The sequence below is a fragment of the Pedococcus sp. NPDC057267 genome, from assembly GCF_042668795.1.
Classification (GTDB): domain Bacteria; phylum Actinomycetota; class Actinomycetes; order Actinomycetales; family Dermatophilaceae; genus Pedococcus.
In genome coordinates, this window is the sequence record NZ_JBHUYG010000034.1 from 1 (window position 1) to 20,676 (window position 20,676).

The window sequence follows — 20,676 nt, forward strand, 5'->3', positions numbered from 1 at the left end:
CTCCCGGGGCGCCAGACCCTTCACCCCTCTCGGGACGGGGGAACGCACGCGCTCAGGAGGCGGTGAGGCCCAGGGCCCGCGCCTCCTCCCACAGCTCGTCGCGCACGCGCGGGTGGGCCGCGTGCTCGATGAGGGCGCGCGCCTGCGCCTGCTGGTCGCACCCGAAGAGCGGCGCCACCCCGTGCTCGGTCAGCACCGCGCTGGGCTGGAACGACGTCACCGGCTCGTCGAGCAGCGGCACGATCGTCGACACGTCGGCCCGAGGGTGCCAGCCGCGCAGCGCGATCAGGGCCTGGCCTCCGGGCGAGTGGAGTGCGCCCACGATGAAGTCGGTCTGGCCGCCGTAGCCGGAGTGGATCCGCCCGCCGACCCGGGAGGCGTTGACCTGCCCGTAGAGGTCGACCTCGAGCGCTGTGTTGATGCTGACCATGGCCGGGTTGGCCGCGATCCGGGCCGGGTCGTTGGTGCGCTCGGTGCGCAGCATCCTGATCGACCGGTTGTGGTCGACGTGGTCGTGGAGCTCGGGCGAGCCGAAGCAGAAGGAGGCCGTCACCGGGCGGTCGGGGTCGAGCGCCCCGGACTCGTGCAGGGCCAGCAGCCCGTCGGAGAACATCTCGGTCCAGACCCCGAGGCGCCGTCGCGACGTGAGCCCCGAGACGACGCAGTCGGGCACCGCACCGATGCCCATCTGCACCGTGGCGCCGTCCCCCACCCGGGCCGAGACCCGCTCCGCCACGAGCCGGCTGGCGTCGTCGGGCACGGCCCGCACCGGGGTGGGCAGCGGCGCGTCGACCTCGACCGCGAGGTCGACCGCCTCCACGTCCAGCTCGGCGTCGCCGTAGGTGTACGGCATGGACCGGTTCACCACGGCGACGACCAGGCCGCCACGCGCACGGCACGCCTCCACGGCGGCCGGGAGCACGTTCACCTCGGTGCCGAGGCTGAGCCGGCCGTCCTCCGCGGGTGCGCAGTGCACCACCACGACGTCGGGCGGCGTGACCGTCCGCAGCAGGAGTGGTGCCATCGACAGCCGGCACGGCAGGTAGGACAGCGCGGGGTGGTGGCGCATCCCCGGGCCGACGAACGCCGTCTCGGCCACGACCCCCTCGCGCGCCGGCACCCCTGCGCCCGCATTGAGCATCCAGAGCCGGTATGCCGGGAGCGCCCGGTCGAGCGCGTCGACCACCGTCCACGGCGTGGCGGCGTTGCCGCTCACCACGACCCTCGGGACGCCGGGCAGCGCGGCGAGACGGCGCTCGAGCGCCGCGAGGGCGACGGTCCTCACTCGGTCGGCCGGGCGGGGCCGGTCGTGGCGCGGTAGCCGCCCCGGACCGGGAACCTGCGACCGCTGACGGAGTCCGGCTCGATGCGGACGAGCCTCGGCTTCGGCCCCGCGTGCCACGGCAGCAGCGGCAGGGTCAGGACGTCGAGGATGTCGTCGACGTCGTGCACCTCGCGGGCGCGGCCACGGACGACGACGCTCCAGGCCCGGCCCTCGTCGGCGGCATACCCGTCGACCTCGAACGCCACCCACGACCCCGCTGCGCTGGCGAACAGGGTCCCCGACCCCGTGCGGAAGACGAGGCTGCCGTGGTCGACGACGAAGTTGACGGGGAAGATGTCCGGCCGCCCGTCGTGCAGGACGGCCAGCCGCCCGACCGGTTGCTCCCGCAGGAGCGCCCAGCACTCGGGGATCTCGAGGACCTCGAGCGGCACGGCACCGGCGACGGGTTGGTTGGCGTCCATGGCTCCACGGTGCCCTGTCCGCTTCCATCGCTTCAAGGCCCAAAGTCCCTGTCCCCCAGCGACCCCCGACCCGACGCTTGAGTGGCTGGGGCGACCGCCCCCACCGTCCAGCTCCCCACAGGAGGAACCATGTCGACCACCCCCACCACGTCGCACCCCATCGTCGTGGGCGTCGACGAGAGCGCGCAGAGCCGGCTGGCCCTGGACTGGGCGATCGACGAGGCACGCCGTCACGACCTTCCGCTCGAGCTCGTCCACGCGCGCCCGATGCCGTTGCGGGGTCCCGCGGTCGAGACCGCGTTCACCCGGCCCGGGGTCGACGGCGTCCTCGAGGACGCCACCGACCGCGTGCGCCAGCTCGCGCCGCACACCCCTGTGGCGACCTCCGGCGGGCACGGGTCAGCCGCACCGATGCTCGTCGACGCCTCGCGCGACGCCACGATGGTCGTCGTCGGGGCGCGCGGGCGCGGTGCGCTGCGCAGCGCCATGCTGGGCTCCACCTCGCTCGACGTGGCGGCCCACGCGCACAGCCCGGTGGTCGTCGTCCGCGAGCTGTCGCAGACGCTCCCGGACCACCCCGGGGTCGTGGTCGGCATCGACGGCTCGCCCATCAGCGAGGGCGCGCTCGGCGAGGCCTTCCACCAGGCCGACGCCCGCGGGCTGCCGCTCACGGTGGTGCACGCCTGGTTCCTCGACTACGCCGGCACCGGGCTGGCCGTGCTCGCCACGGACGCCCAGATGGCCGAGCTGGCCCAGGAGGAGCGGTCCGTGGCCGACGACGCGGTGGCGCGGTGGTCAGCGCGGTACCCAGGGGTCACGGTGCGCGAGCACGTGCTCAACGCCCACCCGGTGCAGGCCCTCGTCGACCACTCCAAGGGCGCCGAGCTCCTCGTGGTCGGCAGCCGCGGTCGCGGAGGATTCGGTGGGCTGGTCCTGGGCTCGGTGAGCCAGGGTGTCCTGCACCACGCGCACTGCCCGGTGATGGTGGTGCGGTCCCAGCCCGAGACCGTCCCGTCCCGGGCGGCCGTGTCCGCCGCGGGGACCCAGGCGGTGACGTCATGACGACCGACCAGGCCCGCCCGGCCGGCGCCCGTCGCCCCGGCGTCGACGTGCCGACCGACCACACGGGCCTGCGCGTGCTCGACCTCGACGAGTGCCTGGAGCTGGTGGCCTCGACACCGGTGGGGCGGATCGCGTTCGAGCTCGACGGCGAGATCACGGTGCTGCCGGTGGCGCACCTGGTCGACGGCGTCGACGTCTGCTTCCGCACCGCCGGCAGCTCCAAGATCCAGGCCGCTGTCGACCGCGAGCGGGTCGCCTACGAGGCGGACGCGTTCGAGCCGTCGACGCGGACCGGGTGGAGCGTGCTCGTGCAGGGCGTCGCGACCATCGTGGAGGAGGAGGCCGAGGTGCGCCGGCTCGACCAGCGCGCACCGGCCCTGTGGGTGCCCGTCGAGCCCGAGTCGATGACCTGGGTGAGGGTGCGGGCCCAGTCCGTCAGCGGGCGCTCGGTGGGCTGACCGTCGCCGGAGGGCAGACCGTCCCCGGAGGGCAGGCCGTGGTCGAGGCCGTGGGCGCCCGTGAGCGGCGCGTCCCGGGCCCAGCCGGCCGGGGCGTCCCCAGCCGTGCGGGGCGTCAGCCGTGCGTGCCGCCGCCGTCGTGGTTGTTGTGGTTGAGCGCCTGCCCGGCGACGTAGACCGCGGCCTGGGTCCGGCGCTCCATGCCGAGCTTGCCCAGGACCGACGTGACGTAGTTCTTGACGGTCTTCTCCGCGAGGGACAGCCGTTCGCCGATCTGCCGGTTCGTCAGGCCCTCGCCGACGCACTCGAGGATCCGGCGCTCCTGCGGGGTGAGGCTGGCCAACCGGGGGTCGGTGGGCTGCTCGTGGCCCCACTGGGCCCGGAGCCGCTCGACGACCGCGGCGTCGAGCAGCGTCTCGCCGGCCGCGACCCGCCGGATCGAGGTGACCAGGTCGCTGCCGTGGATGTCCTTGAGGACGTAGCCGGCCGCCCCCGCGGCCACGGCGGCGGTCAGCGCCTCCTCGTCGTCGTACGACGTGAGGATCAGGCCGGCGATCGAGGGGTCCACCGAGCGCACGTCGCGGCACACGTCGATGCCGGACCCGTCGGGCAGGCGGGCGTCGAGCACCATGACCGAGGGGCGTAGCGCCGGGATGCGCCGAGCCGCTTCCTGGGCACTCCCCGACTCGCCCACGACGAGGATGTCCTCCTCGACCTCCAGGAGCTCCCGCAGCCCGCGCCGGACCACCTCGTGGTCGTCGAGCAGGTACACGCCGATCTTCACAGCACCACCTCCGGTCGGGCCCAGCCTAGGACGTCAGAGCCGTCCACGTCGTGGTTCACCACCAACCCTGGCGGACCACCGCGACCGGGACACGTGCCGCCCGGACGACGGCGTGGGACACCGAGCCGAGCGCGAGCCCGGCGAAGCCGCCGTGCCCACGGCTGCCGACGACCAGCAGCCCTGCGTCGCGCGCGCTCGCCACGAGGACGTCCACGGCGTGGCCGCGCACTGCGGTGCCGGTCACCTCCAGCCGCGGGTGCCTGTGCTGCACGTGCTCGACCACGGCAGCCAGGTCCTGGCGCGCGATGTCCTGCCGCACGGCGTCCTGCTGCCTGCGGACGGCACTCGCCGTGGTTGCGTTCGGCACCGGGGTGGGCAGCCAGGCGGTGACGACCCGCAGGCGCCGGTCGCGGGCGAGCGCGAGCTGGGCGGCCAGCTCCACCGCCGTGCGCGAGGCACGGGAGCCGTCCACGCCCACGACCACGTCGCCGACGTCGTGCCGATGGCTCAGCTCGGTTCCCTCCGGCACGAGGACGACGGGGCAGCGCGCGTGGAGCGTGACCCCGAACGAGACCGAGCCGAGTGCGGCCACACCGCGCAGTCGCGGGGCGCCGACGACGAGCAGGGCGGCGGACGCGGACCGGGCGACGAGCTCCCCGGCGGGGCCGCCTATGGTCCCGACGACGCGCGGGGGTATGCCGTCCGGCGCGGCCCGGTGCGCCACCTCCGCGCCGCGGCGGGCCAGCTCACGGCCGACGCGGGCCAGCTCTGGGGGTGGGGTGTGGGCGCCGTCGACCGAGCCGGGGTCCACGGAGCACACGACGGTCAGGGCCGAGCGCAGCCGTGCCGCCTCGAGCGCCGCCCAGCGGACGGCTGCGTCCGCGGCGGGTGTCGCGTCGTAGCCCACGACGACCTCACGGCCGACGAGGTCCGGGAGGTCGTCCACGGCGGTGGCCTGGTGTCCTCGAGCGGCCAAGGGGGTGCGATCCATGCGGCTCACGGTGATCGTGGGCACGGCGGGGTCGACAGGGGCGAAGGTCCCCTGCTCGGCCGAACGGGTGACCCCGGCTCAGCCGTCGGCGAGCGGTACCGACCAGACCAGCTCGGTGCCGCCGTCCTCGGGGGCCGCGATCACGAGCTGGCCGCCGCGGGTGGTGGCGCGGCGGGCGAGGTTGTCCAGACCCGAGCGCCGAGTGCCGGGCTGCACGCCCCGACCGTTGTCCCTCACCTGTACGCGCAGCCCGTCCCCGGCCTCCACGAGCACCGACACCACGCTGGCGCCGGCGTGCCGGGCGGCGTTGCTCAGGGCCTCGCGGACGACGGCCAGCAGGTCGGCCGCCAGCTGGTCCGGCACGTCGACCAGGCTCCCCCGCACCGTCAGCGTCGGCGCGAAGCCGAGGGTGACGACGGCGTTCTCGCACAGGGTCGTGATCTCGGCGGCCAGGCTGCGCGAGTCGGGCGACCGGTGCAGCGCGAAGATCGTGTGGCGGATGTCCTTGATGACGGCGTCGACCTCGTCGACGGCGGCCTCGACCCGCTCGCGCGCTGCGGGCTCGGTGAGCTGCCGCCCGACCGACTGCAGGGACAGGCCGGTGGCGAAGAGCCGCTGGATGACGTGGTCGTGCATGTCGCGTGCGATGCGGTCGCGGTCCTCGAGCATCTCCATCCGGCCGCGCTCGTGCTGCGCCTGCGCGGCCGTGAGCCCGACGCCGAGCCGCTGGGCGAAGTCCACCAGGGCGGCCGTGTAGCCGTTGACCGTGGCCACGTCCTGGACCGCCAGCACGCCGAGCGGCTCCGCCCCGGCACCCAGGGACAGCAGCACCAGGCCGGCACCCGCCCCGCGGGCGCCCTGGGACGGCGAGGCGAGCTCGGCGCGCCAGTCGGCGTCCTCGACGACAGTCCCCACCGGCGGGGCGCCGTCGCCGGCGGCGGCGGCGACGACGAGGTCGTTGCCGCGCGGGACGGCGATCGCGCAGCTCGTGGCGTCGGTGAGCTCCAGCACGTACCTGGTCGCCGACGCGAGGACGTCCTCCTGGGCGCGGCCCTGCAGCAGCGCGGAGACGAGGTCGCGGGTCGCCTCCCCCCAGCGGTGCTGCATGACGCTGCGGTTGTAGAGCCGGGCGTTGTCGATGGCGACGCCGGCCGCGGCGGCCAGGGCGGTGAGGATGACCTCGTCGTCCGGCGAGAACTCGCCGCCGGACCGCTTGTCGGTCATGTAGAGGTTGCCGAACACCTCGTTGCGGATGCGGATCGGCGTCCCGAGGAAGGTCGTCATCACCGGGTGGTTCTCGGGGAAGCCGTAGGACTCCGGGTGCTCGCTGATCCGTGGGACGCGCTGCGGGTGCGGGCTGTGGATGAGCAGCCCCAGCAGGCCACGGCCGTGCGGGAGGGGCCCGATCCGCTCACGGTCCTCGTCGCTGATCCCGTGCGTCACGAACTCGACGAGCTCGTCACCCTCGGGGCCCAGGACGCCGAGCGCGCCGTACCGGGCACCGACGAGGTGGCAGGCGGACTCCACGATCCGGCGCAGGACGGTCGCGAGCTCGAGGTCCGAGCTCACCGCCACGACGGCGTCGAGCAGCGCCGAGAGCCGCTCCTGGGCCGCCCGGGCGCTGCCGGCGCGGGCACGCAGCTCGTCGAGCAGGTCGTCCAGCTCCAGGGTCGAGAGCCGGAACATGCTGCCCGGTCCGCTCCCGTCGGTCGTCTCGTCCGCTGCCACGGGCCCCATCGTAGGAGCCGGTGGGTCCGCTCAGGCGTCGCTCCGGACATCCCGGGGCGTCCGGTCGACCACGACCGAGCGCACGCCGGGAGCGGTCGAGGCGATGGCCGAGGCCACCCGGGCCGCGCTCTCGGACTCCAGGCCGGACAGCGTGACCACGCCGCGCCGGACCTCCACGGTGCACCCCTCCCCCGCGACGCCGGCGATGTCGTGCACCACCTGGGACCAGATCTGGGCGTCCGCCCGGCCGAGGACGCGGATCACGTCGCTGCGGCTGACGATCCCGCACAGGGCCCCGTGCTCGTCGACGACCGGCATGCTCTTCCAGCCGGTGTCCGCCATGACGGCAGCCACCTCGGACACGTCCGCCCCGCGGTGGACCGTCACCGGGTCCGGCGTCATGACCGCGTCGACGTACCGCGGCCACGCCGCGTCCTCCGGCGGTGTCGGGGCGAGCGGGCGCAGGTGCGCCCTGGTGTCCGCCGCCAGGTGCAGCCGCAGGACGTCCGCCTCGCTGAGGATCCCCACGACCAGGCCGCTCCGGTCGACGACCGGCAGCGCGGAGACGCCCCGGTCGGCCAGCAGCCGCACCGCGGCATCCAGCGGGCACTCGGTGTCGACGGCGACGACGTTCGTGGTCATGAGCTCACTGACGAGCACGGCTCCTCCTCGCGCGGCGCCGGGCGGGCGTCCGGCTGCACCCCGATGCTCGCCGGGAGCCCGCCGGCAGGACAGGGCCCAAGGTCCCTGCAGCCGTTGCGCGCGACCGGGCAGCGCATAGATTTGAGGCGCACGCGCGGGACGACCCGCGCCGTTCCCCAGCGAAGGAGCAGAGAGCATGGCCACCACCCGCACCGCCGCCGCCCACTGGGAGGGGTCCCTCATGGAGGGCTCCGGCGAGGTCACCCTCACGTCCTCCAACATCGGGACGTATGCCGTGTCGTGGCCGTCGCGCGCGGAGAAGGCGAACGGGAAGACCAGCCCCGAGGAGCTCATCGCCGCCGCACACTCGACCTGCTACTCGATGGCGCTGTCACACGCCCTGGCCCAGGCCGGCACCCCGCCCACGACCATCGACACGACGGCCGAGGTGACGTTCCAGCCCGGCACCGGGATCACGGGCATCGCCCTGTCCGTCGTGGGCGCCGTCCCGGGCATCACTGCCGAGGAGTTCGAGAAGGCCGCGCAGGACGCCAAGGAGAACTGCCCGGTCAGCGCCGCCCTCAAGGCCGTGCCGATCACGCTGGAGACGTCCTTCTCCGGCTGACCTCAGCCGTCCCGGCCGGTCCCGGACCGGCAGCCCGAGGGGCCGCCCGACACCACGTCGGCGGCCCCTCGCGCGCACTCCGGCGCAGGGCACTGCCCGGGCGCTCCGTACGATGCGCCCATGCGCCGCGTGGTCCGTCTCGCCCCGGCGGCGCTGCTGGCGGTGGTCCTCTCGCTCGCGGCCTGCAGCACCGGCTCCCCCGAGCCGTCCGGCGGTTCCGGCACCTCCTCCGGCAGCACGGCATACCCACGGCTGTCCCCGCGCTGCCCTGCACCGGCGGCGCACCCACCGGCGGTGACCGTCGCGCAGCTGAACCGCGTCGTCGCGGGACTGGACCTGCCGTTGTGGCAGGCCGGTGACATCGGCGCCAGCGCGCGGCTGCCCGACGGACGGCTGGTGTGGGTCTTCGGCGACACGGTGCGGGCACCGGACGTGCAGCCGCGCATCGTCGCCAACTCGATGCTCGTCACGTCCGGGCTGTGCACCTCCCAGGTCGAGGTCGCGGACCGGGGCGCGGTCATCCCGGACCGGTCCGACGGGGTCGTGCACTGGCCGATGTCGGTCGCCGTCGTGCCCCGGGGCGGGGAGTCGTCGCTGGTCGTCATCTCCGCGCGGATCCGCCGCGGCGTCGGCGGGCTGGACTTCACCTACCTCGGCAGCACGGCCACCGTGTTCCGCCTGCCCGCCGGCGGCGCGCCCACCGTGGCCTACCAGCTCGACATCACGCCCGACTCACCCGAGCCCACGCAGGTGAACTGGGGCTCGGCGATGACGCTCCACGACGGCTGGATCTACGTCTACGGCACCCGGCTGCCCAGCAGGACGGCCTTCGGCCGGGCGCTCTACGTCGCCCGCGCCCCGGCCGACGACGCCCGCGACCGCAGCACCTGGCGGTTCTGGGACGGGGGTGCCTGGGTCGCCGACGCGGCCCGGGCGGCCGTGGTCCTGCCCGCAGAGGGCGGGGTGTCGCAGACGCTGTCGGTCGACGTCCTCGACTCGCACTTCGTCGTGGTGAGCAAGCGCGACGGAGACCTCGGGAGCACGGTCTACGCCTGGCACGCCCTCGGCCCGACCGGTCCGTGGACGGCGATCCGGGGCGTGCACGCGGCCTTCCAGGACCCGGACGGCAACCTGCGGTACGCACCCCTGGCCCACCCCGGCATCCGGCTCGCCGACGGCCGGCTGCTCATCTCCATCTCGCGCAACACGACCGACTTCGCCCGCCTGCTCGCCCAGCCCCGGCTCGGTCGTCCCGTCTTCGCCGAGATCGACCGCCCCTGAGCTCCGACCACCCGCGAGCCGGTCCGCCACCCCCTGACCTCTCGGGCGGACCTTCCTCAGCCGAACGGCTCGGACCCCCGCGCGCCGGTCGGCACACCGGCGGCCCACCGGCATACTCGGTCTGCGCACTTCCCCCCAGTCGCAGGAGGATCGGCACGTGGCCGTCGGCACCGCTGGCGTCGAAGGGTGGTACCGCGGACTGCCCCCACGGGCGAGGTACGCGCTCACCGCCGGCGGCGCGCTGGTCCTCGTCCTCGTCCTGATGACCACGTCCGTGGCGCTCGCCCCGGCCGGCTCCCGGGTCGCCGCCTGGTGGCCCGCCGCGGGGCTGTCCGTCGCACTCGTGCTGTGGGCCCGGTCGTGGTGGCGCTGGGTCGTGGTCGCGCTCCTGACGCTCGTCTCGCTGGCGGCCAACGTCCTCGGTGGCCGACCGCTGCCGGTGGCGTCCGGGTTCGCGCTCGCCAACTCCGCCGAGGCGGTCACCGTCGCCCTGCTCCTGCTGCGCTCCGGCGACCCGCGGCGGGCCCTGGCGTCGATGGTCGGCCTGTTCCACCTCGTGCGTGCCGTGGCCGCGGGGGCCCTGGTCATCGGCGTCGGCGCCGGGCTGGCCGTGGCCCTCACCGAGACCGGCGACCCCCTCGCGGCCGGCCGTGCCGCCGCCGCGTCGCACGGGGCAGCCGTGCTCATCGTGCTGCCGTGGTTCCTCGGGGTCGCCGAGGGCGCGCGCCGCTCGAGGCTGGAGCGGGTCGCCCAGTGGTCCGCGGTGCTGCTGGTGCCGGCGCTGGTCTTCGCCCCCTTCCAGAGCCTGCCCCTGGCGTTCGTGCCGTTCGTGCCGCTCATGTGGGGCGCCGTGCGGATGGACCAGCGGACGGTGTTCGTCCAGCTGCTCGCGACCGGCCTGCTGGCGACGCTGCTGACCGCGTCCGGTGGGGGTGCCTTCGGGCACCTGGGGCAGTCGGGCTCGCCCGAGGTCGTGACCGCACTGGTGCAGGCGTTCCTCGTGTGCAGCGCGCTGCTGGTGCTGCCGCTGTCGGTGGCCGTCGTGCAGCGGCAGGAGACCCTGACGGCGCTGACCAGGAGCGAGGCGCTGTACCGGCACGCGTTCAACAGCGCGCTGCTCGGCATGCTGCTGCTGCGCCGGCACGGCGAGGTCCTGGTCGTCGAGGAGGTCAACGGGGTGGCCCTGCGGCTGCTCACCGGCGGCGACGGCCGCGGTGAGGACGACGTCGTCGGCTCGCGCTGGGGGGACTTCTTCCTCGGCGGTGGGGTGCCCGCCGACGCCTGCCGCGACGAGGCCGGCGACGCCCGGTCGTGGCACGGCGAGGCCCGGGTGGCGGCCGGGCCGCGACCGTGGGTGCAGGTCAGCCTCTCGCCGCTGGTGGAGAACTCCGAGGACCTGTTCACCGCCCAGCTCGTCGACGTCACCGGACGCAGGGAGGCCGAGGACCACCTGCGCGCCGCCCTCGACGCCGAGCGCGTGGCCAACGAGCAGCTCACCGAGCTCGACCGCGCCAAGAGCGACTTCGTCACCAACATCAGCCACGAGCTGCGCACCCCCATCACCAGCGTGATCGGGTATGCCGAGATGCTCGCCTCGGGCGAGGCCGGGGACCTCGACCGCATGCAGCTGTCGATGGTGGAGAAGGTGCAGCGCAACGCCACCCGCCTCCTCGCCCTCATCGAGGACGTGCTCGCCGTGTCCCGGGTGGACGCCGGCAGCTTCACCCTGACCCTCGAGGAGGTCAACCTGCGGGCCGTGGTGTGGCAGGCCTGCGAGGTGCTCGACACCCAGGCCCGCGACGCGGGTGTCACGGTCCGGGTGGCACTCCCCCAGGGTGCGGTCCAGGTCGTGGGCGACAAGGCCCAGCTCGAGCGCGCCCTCATCAACCTCGTGTCGAACGCCGTGAAGTTCACGCCGGCCGGCGGCGAGGTGACCGTGCGGGTCCGGCGCGCGTCCGACAGCGTGACCATCGCCGTGGAGGACACCGGCATGGGAGTGCCCGAGGACGAGGCCCACCGGCTGTTCGAGCGGTTCTTCCGGTCCAGCACGGCCCAGGTCAACGCCGTCCAGGGCACCGGCATCGGCCTGACGCTCGTCGCCTCCATCGCGCACGCCCACCACGGGGAGGTCGGCTACGAGCCGCGCCCGGGCGGCGGCTCGGTCTTCTCCATCACGCTGCCCCACGGGACCCTGCCGCAGCAGCGGGAGGCGGAGCCGGCGGTCACAGCCGGCTGGTGACGCACGTCGTCCCGTGAGGGACGCGCCCGGAAACCCGGGGCGCCCGCTCGGCACGTCGGCATACGGTGGCGCCATGGACGCTGCCGACCGCCACGACGTCATCCGGGTGCACGGCGCCCGGGAGAACAACCTCAAGGACGTCGACGTCGAGCTGCCGAAGCGGCGGCTGACCGTCTTCACCGGGGTGTCCGGCTCGGGCAAGAGCTCGCTCGTCTTCGGCACGATCGCCGCGGAGTCGCAGCGCCTCATCAACGAGACCTACAGCGCGTTCGTCCAGGGGTTCATGCCGACGCTGTCGCGTCCCGACGTCGACCGGCTCGAAGGGCTCACGACGGCGATCATCGTCGACCAGGAGCGGATGGGCGCCAACCCGCGGTCGACCGTCGGCACGGCGACCGACGCCAACGCCATGCTGCGGATCCTGTTCTCGCGCATCGGGAAGCCGCACATCGGTCCGCCGACCGCGTTCGCCTTCAACGTGCCGACCCGCACGGCCAGCGGGGTGCTGCGCACGGACCGCGGCCAGGGGGAGACGTCGGTCGTGCGCGATGTCGTCTACCAGGGCGGCATGTGCGCCCGGTGCGAGGGCATGGGGTCGGTCAGCGACTTCGACCTGACCGCCATCTACGACCCCGAGCGGTCGCTCGCCGACGGGGCGCTCCTCGTCCCGGGGTACAGCATGGACGGCTGGTACGGACGGATCTTCGCGGGCGCCGGGCTGCCCATGGACAAGCCGATCGGGAAGTACACCGACAAGCAGCTGCACAAGCTGCTGTACGGCCAGCCGGAGAAGATCCGGGTCGAGGGCGTCAACCTCACCTACGAGGGAGTCCTGACCAAGGTCCAGAAGTCGATGCTCTCGAAGGACGTCGAGGCCATGCAGCCCCACGTCCGCAGGTTCGTCGAGCGCGCCGTCACCTTCACGACCTGCCCCGACTGCGACGGCACCCGCCTGTCCGCCGAGGCCAGGTCCGCGAAGATCAGGGGCCGGAACATCGCCGAGCTGTGCTCGATGCAGATCACCGACCTCGCCGACTGGCTGCGAGACCTGCACGAGCCGACGGTCGCGCCGCTGCTGGCCGGTCTGCAAGACCTGCTCGACGCCTTCGCCGAGATCGGCCTCGGCTACCTCTCGCTCGACCGGCCGGCCGGGACGTTGTCGGGCGGCGAGGCCCAGCGCACCAAGATGATCCGGCACCTCGGGTCGTCGCTGACGGACGTGACGTACGTCTTCGACGAGCCGACGATCGGCCTGCACCCGCACGACATCGAGCGGATGAACACCCTGCTCGTCCAGCTGCGCGACAAGGGCAACACCGTGCTGGTCGTCGAGCACAAGCCGGAGACGATCGCGGTCGCCGACCACGTCGTCGACCTCGGCCCCGGTGCCGGGACCGCGGGGGGCAGCGTGTGCTTCGAGGGCACCGTCGAGGGCCTGCGGACCTCGGACACCGTCACCGGCCGCCACCTCGACGACCGCGCCACCCTCAAGGAGTCGGTGCGGCCCGCGAGGGGCGCGCTGGAGGTCCGGGACGCCTCGACCCACAACCTGCGCGACGTCTCGGTCGACATCCCGCTCGGGGTGCTCTGCGTGCTGACCGGTGTCGCCGGGTCGGGCAAGAGCTCCCTGGTCCAGGGCTCGGTCGCCGGACGGGACGGGGTCGTCGTGGTCGACCAGGGCGCGATCAAGGGGTCGCGGCGCAGCAACCCCGCGACCTACACCGGCCTGCTCGAGCCGGTGCGCAAGGCGTTCGCCAAGGCCAACGGCGTCAAGCCCGCGCTGTTCAGCTCCAACTCCGAGGGCGCCTGCCCGGCCTGCAACGGCGCCGGCGTCATCTTCACCGACCTCGGGGTCATGGCGACGGTCGAGTCGGTCTGCGAGGAGTGCGAGGGCCGCCGCTTCCAGGCCGCGGTGCTGGAGTACACCCTCGGCGGGAGGAACATCGCGGAGGTGCTGGCGATGCCGGTGACCGAGGCGGAGCAGTTCTTCGCCGACGGGCCGGCACGCACTCCCGCTGCCCACGCCGTCCTCGACCGGCTCCGGGACGTCGGGCTGGGGTACCTCACCCTCGGCCAGCCCCTCACCACCCTGTCCGGTGGTGAGCGGCAGCGACTGAAGCTGGCGACCCAGATGGGTGACAAGGGCGACGTCTACGTCCTGGACGAGCCCACGACCGGGCTGCACCTCGCCGACGTCGAGCAGCTGCTCGGCCTGCTCGACCGGCTGGTCGACTCGGGCCGGTCGGTGCTCGTCATCGAGCACCACCAGGCCGTGATGGCGCACGCCGACTGGATCATCGACCTCGGACCGGGGGCCGGCCACGACGGCGGCCGCGTCGTGTTCGAGGGGACGCCCGCCGACCTCGTCGCCTCCCGGGAGACGCTCACCGGCAAGCACCTCGCGGCATACGTCGGCGCCTGAGCGACCCCGCGCCCGGCGGGACCTCCGGCCCTGTCCGGCGTCGGTGCCGCGCGCCCACGCTGGAGCCTCCGACGAGGAAGGACATCCGGACATGAACAGCTACGGCTTGGGCGGCAGGGTCGCCGTCGTCACCGGTGGGGCCTCGGGCATCGGTCGCGCCTGCGCCCACGTGTTGGCCCGCTCGGGCGCCGACGTCTCGATCTGGGACCGCGACCGGGCAGCCATCGACCTCGTGCTCAAGGAGCTCGAGGCGTACGACTACCGCAGCCACGGTGCGGTCGTCGACGTCAGCGACGCCGCAGCGGTCGACGCGGCCATGGACGAGGTGCGCGAGGCGCTCGGGCACGTCGACATCGCCGTGTGCAACGCCGGCATCGGCGGTGCGGCCGCCACGAGCGGCGACTACACCGACGAGCAGTGGCACGAGGTCATCCGGGTCAACCTGGACGGCGTGTTCTACACCCAGCGAGCGGCGATCCGGGCGATGAAGGCGTCGGGCCGCGGCGGCTCCATCATCAACATGGCCTCGATCCTCGGCGCCGTCGGCTTCCCGACAGCCAGTGCCTACACGGCCGCCAAGCACGGCGTCGTGGGCCTGACCCAGGTCGCCGCGTGGGAGCACGCTGCCGACCACATCCGGGTCAACGCCGTCGGTCCCGGGTTCATCCGCACGCCGCTGGTCGAGGCGCACCTCGACGCGGCGGCGCTGGAGGCGCTGGCCGCCCAGCACGCGCTGCAACGCGTCGGCGAGCCCGAGGAGGTCGCCGAGCTCGTGGCCTGGCTCGCCAGCGACGGCGCGTCCTTCGCCACGGGCACGTACTACCCGATCGACGGCGGGTTCCTCGCCCGCTGAGGGACGTCGGCGCCACCGGGCGGCACCGCGGACGCGGCGTCGCCCGGTGCCCCGTGCCACGCGGGTCGAGCGCCCCGCCGGGCGTCGCCGAGCCGGGGGCCGGGGGCCGCCCTCCTGTATGCCGCGGCGCGGCCGTGCGTGCGGAACCGCCTGCGTGCCAGGGACCTTCGCCCCTCCCGGGCGCCCGCCCGGCGCCGGAGGCTGAGCCAGGAAGGGAGTTCTGATGACCACGCACGTCACCCCACAGCTCGCCCCCGTCGTCGTCGGCGTCGACGCCGACGACCCCGTCCAGGCCGTCCTCGACACTGCTGCCGACCTCGCCACCGAGACGGGCCACCCGCTCCACGTCGTGAACGCGACCGGGGTGGGCATCGTCCCCTGGACCCCGGAGATGGTCGGGCGCCAGGAGGCCCGGACCGAGGCCGTCCGCGCGAGCCTCGAGGCGCGCAGCCGCGTCCCGGTCACCGCCGAGACGATGTACACGAGCCCGGCGAAGGCCCTGGTCGACGCGAGCCACGGCGCCGCGCTGGTCGTGGTCGGCGCCGGCCGCCTCGGTGCGGTGCCGGCGGCCGTGCTGGGCGCCACCACCTCGCAGGTCGCCGCGCACGCCGAGTCCCCCGTCCTCGTCGTGCCCCACGACGGCATGCTGCGCCACGACGGGCCCGTGGTGGTCGGCGTGGACGTCGACCCGCACAGCGAGCCCGCTCTCGAGTACGCCTTCGCCGAGGCGGCCCGGCGCTCCGTGCCGCTGGTGGCGGTCCACTCCTGGTGGTGGGAGTCGCCGGACGCGTTCATGTCCGGGCACGAGTGGGAGGACGACTTCGGCGCCGTGGCCGACACCCAGCACCGGCAGCTCGCCGAGATGCTCGCCGGGTGGCAGGAGAAGTACCCCGACGTCCAGTTGCGCACCGAGGTGGTGCGCGGCCAGGCCGTCTCCACCCTGTGCGACGAGGCGCAGGGTGCCCAGCTGCTCGTCGTCGGCAGCCGTGGCCGTGGCGGGTTCCGCGGCCTGCTGCTCGGGTCGGTGAGCACGCGGCTGCTGCACCAGAGCCCGTGCCCCGTCGCCGTGGTGCCCTCGTTCCCACGTCCCGCCCGTGACCTGAGGGGGCGGTCATGACCTCCACGGCCCAGCACCCGTCCGCAGCCGCTGCGGACCCGGCCACCGACCCCGAGGTCGTCGTCGCCCTCACCAACGACGAGTCGGCGCGCCGCGTCGCCGAGGCGGGCGTACGCCTCGCGCACGAGCTCGGCGCGTCCGTCCGCTTCGTGCACGTGCTGCCCGAGAGGCTCGACGTCCAGGAACGCTCCGACGCCGACCAGCCCACGTTCGCCGCTGCCATGGCAGCGCTGCGCCGCGCGGGTCCGCACGCGCGCGCGACCTTCGAGTCCACGACCGGTGACCCCGTCGAGCTGCTGGTCGCCCGCTGCGCGCAGGCCCGGATGCTCGTGATCGGCCCGGACGTCGAGGGTGGGGTCGTCGGTGCGCTCTGCCGCGAGCACGTCACCTGCCCGGTCCAGGAGGTGACCCCGTGAATGCCGCCCTGGCACCGGTCGTCGTCGGCCTGGACCTCTCCGCGACCAGCGAGCTGGCGGTCGACTGGGGTGCCACCGAGGCGGCGTTGCGCGGTTGCAGCCTCGAGCTGGTCCACGTGGCACCACCCACCGCGCTGCCGGCTGTCGTGGTCTCCGACACCGACACCCCGCACGTCTACGGGGACACCCCACCGCTGACCCTGCCGCACGCGCGTTGTGAGGCGGTCGGCGCGAGGGTCCGCGATGCCCACCCGTCACTGGACGTCGTGGTGCGGGTCGTCCCCGGGGCCGACGCCGCCCAGACCCTGGTCGAGGAGTCGCGCCACGCCGCGGTCCTCGCCCTCGGGGCGCGGGGGCTCGGAGCGCTGCGCGGCATGGTGCTGGGCTCGGTCTCCAAGGCCGTGACCGAGCACGCCCACACCCCGGTCGTCGTCGTCCGCCATGCAGCCTCCACCACGGTCCCGCACCAGCGGGTCGTCGTCGGCGTCGACGGCAGCGAGGTCTCCGCGCCGGCGCTGCGGTTCGCCTTCGAGGAGGCCGGCCGGCGGGGCGTGGGCGTCACGGCCGTCCACACCTGGCAGCCCGACGTCAGGACTCCTTCCACCGAGTGGTGGCCGGCAGACCCCATCCGGGGCGAGGCGGACGAGCGGGCGGTGGCATCGGAGGCCCTCGCCGGGTTCCGGGAGGAGTTCCCCGATGTCGACGTCCGCGTGCACGTCGCGGAACAGGACGCCGTGGCCGAGCTGGTGAAGCTGAGCTCCGGCGCGGGCCTGCTCGTGGTCGGATCCCGCGGACGCGGAGCAGTCGCCAGTGCGGTCCTCGGCTCGGTGTCGGCGACCGTCCTGCGCAAGGCCCACTGCCCCGTCGCCGTCGTCCACCCCGGCAGCGGCCGGCCCGAGGCGCACGGGTCACCGAGGGCCCCCGCGAGCACCGGTCTCAGCTGACCGGCTCTCAGCTGACCGGCTCTCAGCTGACCGGCTCTCAGCTGACCGGCTCTCAGCTGACCGGGCCTCGGCTGACCGGCGATCGCCCTCGACCGCTGGCGCGGCCGTGCGGCCGTGGGTCATCAGGCCGCCGCGCGGCCGTGGGTCACCGGGCGACGTCCTCGAGTCCGACGGGGGCTTCGCCCGCCACGGCAGGGGCTTCACCTGCCACGTCGTCACTGCCGCCGAAGACCTCCGAGACCGAGCGGAGCTGGTAGGGGACGGAGGTGACCATCACCCCGGGCTGGTAGAGGAGCCGGCCCTTGAGTCGCAGGGCACTCTGGTTGTGGAGCAGGTGCTCCCACCAGTGACCCACCACGTACTCGGGGATGAAGACCGTCACGACGTCCCGGGGGCTGTCGCTGCGGATGTGGCTGATGTACTCGAGGACGGGGCGGGTCACCTCTCGGAAGGGGGACGCGACGATCGTCAGGGGGACGTCCAGGCCGCGCCGCTCCCAGTCGGCCCTGAGCTGGCGCTCCTCCTCCGCGTCGACGGCGACGGTCAGGGCGATGAGGCGGGAGGGCCGGGTTGCCTTCGCGTACGCAAGCGCCCGCAGGGTCGGCGCGTGGAGCTTGGAGACGAGGACGATCGCGTGGTTGCGGCTGGGGAGGACCACCCCGCCGGGTGTGGGTTGCAGCTCCAGCTCGACGGCGTCGTAGTGGCGGCGGATGGCGCGCATCAACAGGAAGATCACCACCATCGCCGCGATCGCCAGGTAGGCACCGCCGAGGAACTTGTACCGGACGACGACCACGAGCACGAGGGCGGTCACGACCGCCCCGGTCCCGTTGATCAGCCTGGAGCGGTGGATGGTCCGACGTCGCGAGGGGTCACCGGTGCGGCCGAGCTCGGTGCGCCAGTGCCTCACCATGCCGAACTGGGACAGCGTGAACGAGGTGAACACGCCCACGATGTACAGCTGGATGAGCTTGTCGATGTTGGCATCGAAGCCGATGATCAGGGCGGCGGAGATGGCAGCCAGCAGGATGATGCCGTTGCTGAAGGTGAGGCGGTCTCCCCGGTTGTGCAGCTGGTGGGGCAGGTAGCGGTCCCGCGCCAGGATCGAGGCCAACGTGGGGAAGCCGTTGAACGCGGTGTTGGCCGCCAGCACCAGGATCCCGGCGGTGGCCGCCTGGAAGGCGTAGAACAGGATGCCGCGCCCCCACACCGACTCGGCGATCTGGCTGATCACCGAGGGGTTTCCGTCGTGGTAGGCGCGGGCGTGCGTCGCGAGGGCCAGCGCCGTGATCCCGGAGAACATCGTGATGGCGAGGGCGCCCATGATCGCCAGCGTGGCGGCGGCATTCCTGCTCTTGGGCTTCTTGAACGCCGGGACCCCGTTGCTGATCGCCTCGACCCCCGTCAGGGCCGTGCACCCTGACGCGAACGCGCGCAGGCACAGCAGCACCGTGAAGATCCCGCCGACCTGGGCGGTGTGCTGCAGGGGCAGGTGGGCGCTGGAGGCTTCGGGTACACCGCCGTTCAGTGCCCGGTAGGCGCCGGTGACGAGCATCAGCATGGTCAAGCCGATGAAGGCGTAGGTCGGGAACGCGAAGGCGCTGCCGGACTCCTTCACCCCGCGGAGGTTGACCAGGGTGAGCAACCCCACGAAGCCGACCGAGAGCGCCACCGCATGGGGTGCAAGCACGGGCAGCGCCGAGATGATGGCGACCACGCCGGAGACGACGGACACGGCGACGGTCATCACGTAGTCGACGAGCAGGGCCGCCGCAGCGGTCAGGGAGGCGTTCTGGCCGATGTTGTCCTTGCTGACCACGTAGGCACCGCCGCCGTTGGGGTAGGCGTAGCAGGTCTGGCGGTAGGAGGCCACGACGACCGCCAGGAGCAGCGCCACCGCCACCGAGATCGGCGCGGCCAGCCCCAGGAACGCCGCGCTACCGGCCGTGCCCAGGACGAGGACGATCTGTTCGGTGGCGTACGCCACCGAGGAGATGGGGTCCGAGCAGAAGACCGGCAGGGCGAGCTTCTTGGGCAGCAGGGTCTCCCCGAGGCGATGGCTCGCCATGGCGCGGCCGATCAGCACCCTCTTCAGCGACTCGGTGGTTCCAGACACGACGTCCTCGCATGTGTTGCAGGTGGGTCCACGGGTGTTCTGACGACGGTCGGACACCAGGGCCTGCCCGCGAACGCGCGCCTGGGCCGCCCGTCCGTCCCCCGGGAACGCCGTCGACCCCGCAGTCCTCGTGGCTCACGCCCCTAGCGTGCACGCCGCAACGACCGGGGGCCGCGCTCCTGACGCATCCTTAACGCGTCCACGGCGCCGACAGTGCGCGCGGCAGCCCCCACGGCGGGCGAAGGCGCGACGTGGTCAGCCTGCGGAGGCGTGCGAGCGGGCCGGGACCGCCAGGACGGTGGGCGGCACGACCAGGACGTCGCACGGCGGGTCGTCGAGGACACTGCGGGCGACCGAGCCGCGGACCAGCCCCGCCAGCGTCCCGCCGCCGCGGGTCCCGACCACGAGCAGGTCGGTCTCCCGGGGCTCGCCGTGGAGCAGGTCCTCCGGCGGCTCGCGGACGACCTCGACCTCGGCGGCCACGTCGGCACACGTCGCGTCGGCCCGGATGGCCTCCCACACGGCGTGCTGGACGTCGGCCACGTCACCGCGTCCCGGGACGCTCGTCAGCACCCGCAGGACGACCCCGCGGACGACGGCCTCCTCGGCGGCGAGGGTGAGCAGGTGGGCGGGGTCGATCGAGGGTCGGAAGCCGACGAGCACCTTGGGCACGGCGCCGGCGCCGGACGACGCACGCAGCTTGCGGGTGCCACGGCTGGTCGCGGCGACGAGCACGGGCCGCGGGATCTGCCGCATGAGCGCCTCGCTGACCGACCCGAGCGAGAACGCCGACTGGCCCCCCGCGCCGTGCCCACCGACGACCAGGCGCGATGCGCGAGCGGCGACCGACGTGAGGACCGGGTCCTCGAGGTCGGTCAGGACGACGGCCTCGACGTGCACGGTCGCGTCGGTCTCGTGCGCGAGCTCGACGGCCCGGGTCGCCGTGGCCACTCCCCTGCCCCGCGCCGCGTCCTGCGCGGACCGGTGTCCGGTGAGGCTCGTGTCCGCGGGCCGCGACACGGCCAGCACGACGAGCGACTCCCCGTGGAGGGCAGCGAGCCGGGTCGCCGCGCGGACGGCGGCGTGGGACTCCCAGGAGCCGTCGCTGCCGACGACCACCGCTGGCTGCTGCATGCCTGTCATGTCCACCCGCCGTCGCTCGTGGGATTCGCTTCGGTCCCACCGTGGCGGAGCCGGGGTGGTGCTCGTCAGGGCCCAAGGTCCCTGTCGGGGCCCTCCGACCGCCGGGACG

The 20,676-nt window shown here is 74.0% G+C and carries 18 protein-coding genes; 10 read left to right on the top strand and 8 right to left on the bottom strand.

Annotated elements, in window-relative coordinates; genetic code table 11:
* Positions 1–52: 52 nt before the first annotated feature.
* Both ACFUC1_RS09395 and ACFUC1_RS09400 read right to left on the bottom strand, forming a co-directional pair.
* Positions 53–1,285, bottom strand: coding sequence for an acetyl-CoA hydrolase/transferase family protein (locus tag ACFUC1_RS09395; RefSeq protein ID WP_379118971.1), 1,233 nt, complete (start codon positions 1,283–1,285; stop codon positions 53–55).
* Complete coding sequence (locus ACFUC1_RS09400; protein ID WP_379118973.1) at positions 1,282–1,746, bottom strand: pyridoxamine 5'-phosphate oxidase family protein; 465 nt, start codon at positions 1,744–1,746, stop codon at positions 1,282–1,284. Before ACFUC1_RS09400 ends, ACFUC1_RS09395 begins: the two co-directional genes overlap by 4 nt.
* Positions 1,747–1,875: 129 nt before the next feature.
* Between ACFUC1_RS09400 and ACFUC1_RS09405 the strand changes: the two genes are divergently transcribed.
* On the top strand, positions 1,876–2,808 hold the full coding sequence (locus ACFUC1_RS09405; RefSeq protein ID WP_379118974.1) for a universal stress protein: 933 nt from the start codon (positions 1,876–1,878) through the stop codon (positions 2,806–2,808).
* Positions 2,805–3,266, top strand: a complete 462-nt coding sequence (locus ACFUC1_RS09410) for a pyridoxamine 5'-phosphate oxidase family protein (RefSeq protein ID WP_379118976.1) — start codon at positions 2,805–2,807, stop codon at positions 3,264–3,266. The genes ACFUC1_RS09405 and ACFUC1_RS09410 overlap by 4 nt, the downstream gene beginning before the upstream one ends.
* Positions 3,267–3,381: 115 nt before the next feature.
* Here the strand turns inward: ACFUC1_RS09410 and ACFUC1_RS09415 are convergent, their stop codons facing one another.
* The 4 genes from ACFUC1_RS09415 to ACFUC1_RS09430 all read right to left on the bottom strand — a co-directional run bounded on the left by ACFUC1_RS09415 (position 3,382) and on the right by ACFUC1_RS09430 (position 7,429).
* Positions 3,382–4,050, bottom strand: a complete 669-nt coding sequence (locus tag ACFUC1_RS09415; RefSeq protein WP_379118978.1) for a response regulator — start codon at positions 4,048–4,050, stop codon at positions 3,382–3,384.
* Between the two features lie 55 nt (positions 4,051–4,105).
* Positions 4,106–5,041, bottom strand: a complete 936-nt coding sequence (locus ACFUC1_RS09420; protein ID WP_379118980.1) for a universal stress protein — start codon at positions 5,039–5,041, stop codon at positions 4,106–4,108.
* A 78-nt stretch (positions 5,042–5,119) separates the two neighbouring features.
* Positions 5,120–6,769, bottom strand: coding sequence for a GAF domain-containing protein (locus tag ACFUC1_RS09425; protein WP_379118982.1), 1,650 nt, complete (start codon positions 6,767–6,769; stop codon positions 5,120–5,122).
* Between the two features lie 30 nt (positions 6,770–6,799).
* Positions 6,800–7,429, bottom strand: coding sequence for a CBS domain-containing protein (locus ACFUC1_RS09430; protein ID WP_379118984.1), 630 nt, complete (start codon positions 7,427–7,429; stop codon positions 6,800–6,802).
* 178 nt (positions 7,430–7,607) lie between these two features.
* On the opposite strand from ACFUC1_RS09430, the gene ACFUC1_RS09435 reads away from it, so the two are divergent.
* The 8 genes from ACFUC1_RS09435 (at position 7,608) to ACFUC1_RS09470 (ending at position 17,308) form a co-directional block, all read left to right on the top strand.
* The gene (locus ACFUC1_RS09435; RefSeq protein ID WP_379118986.1) at positions 7,608–8,036 is read left to right on the top strand and encodes an OsmC family protein; all 429 of its coding nucleotides are present in this window, start codon (positions 7,608–7,610) and stop codon (positions 8,034–8,036) included.
* Between the two features lie 120 nt (positions 8,037–8,156).
* On the top strand, positions 8,157–9,317 hold the full coding sequence (locus ACFUC1_RS09440; protein WP_379118988.1) for a DUF4185 domain-containing protein: 1,161 nt from the start codon (positions 8,157–8,159) through the stop codon (positions 9,315–9,317).
* A 157-nt stretch (positions 9,318–9,474) separates the two neighbouring features.
* Positions 9,475–11,556: an ATP-binding protein gene (locus tag ACFUC1_RS09445; protein WP_379118990.1), complete on the top strand. Its 2,082-nt coding sequence runs from the start codon at positions 9,475–9,477 to the stop codon at positions 11,554–11,556.
* A 73-nt stretch (positions 11,557–11,629) separates the two neighbouring features.
* On the top strand, positions 11,630–13,978 hold the full coding sequence (locus tag ACFUC1_RS09450; protein WP_379118992.1) for an ATP-binding cassette domain-containing protein: 2,349 nt from the start codon (positions 11,630–11,632) through the stop codon (positions 13,976–13,978).
* A 91-nt stretch (positions 13,979–14,069) separates the two neighbouring features.
* Positions 14,070–14,831: an SDR family NAD(P)-dependent oxidoreductase gene (locus ACFUC1_RS09455; RefSeq protein WP_379118994.1), complete on the top strand. Its 762-nt coding sequence runs from the start codon at positions 14,070–14,072 to the stop codon at positions 14,829–14,831.
* A gap of 223 nt (positions 14,832–15,054) precedes the next feature.
* Complete coding sequence (locus ACFUC1_RS09460) at positions 15,055–15,948, top strand: universal stress protein (protein WP_379118996.1); 894 nt, start codon at positions 15,055–15,057, stop codon at positions 15,946–15,948.
* Positions 15,945–16,364 carry a universal stress protein gene (locus tag ACFUC1_RS09465; protein ID WP_379118998.1) on the top strand — a complete coding sequence of 140 codons (420 nt, stop codon included), beginning with the start codon at positions 15,945–15,947 and terminating at the stop codon, positions 16,362–16,364. The genes ACFUC1_RS09460 and ACFUC1_RS09465 overlap by 4 nt, the downstream gene beginning before the upstream one ends.
* The gene (locus ACFUC1_RS09470; RefSeq protein ID WP_379119000.1) at positions 16,361–17,308 is read left to right on the top strand and encodes a universal stress protein; all 948 of its coding nucleotides are present in this window, start codon (positions 16,361–16,363) and stop codon (positions 17,306–17,308) included. The genes ACFUC1_RS09465 and ACFUC1_RS09470 overlap by 4 nt, the downstream gene beginning before the upstream one ends.
* A gap of 145 nt (positions 17,309–17,453) precedes the next feature.
* Here the strand turns inward: ACFUC1_RS09470 and ACFUC1_RS09475 are convergent, their stop codons facing one another.
* Positions 17,454–19,424 carry an APC family permease gene (locus tag ACFUC1_RS09475; protein ID WP_379119002.1) on the bottom strand — a complete coding sequence of 657 codons (1,971 nt, stop codon included), beginning with the start codon at positions 19,422–19,424 and terminating at the stop codon, positions 17,454–17,456.
* A 255-nt stretch (positions 19,425–19,679) separates the two neighbouring features.
* Positions 19,680–20,558, bottom strand: coding sequence for a universal stress protein (locus tag ACFUC1_RS09480; RefSeq protein WP_379119004.1), 879 nt, complete (start codon positions 20,556–20,558; stop codon positions 19,680–19,682).
* Between the last annotated feature and the right edge of the window lie 118 nt (positions 20,559–20,676).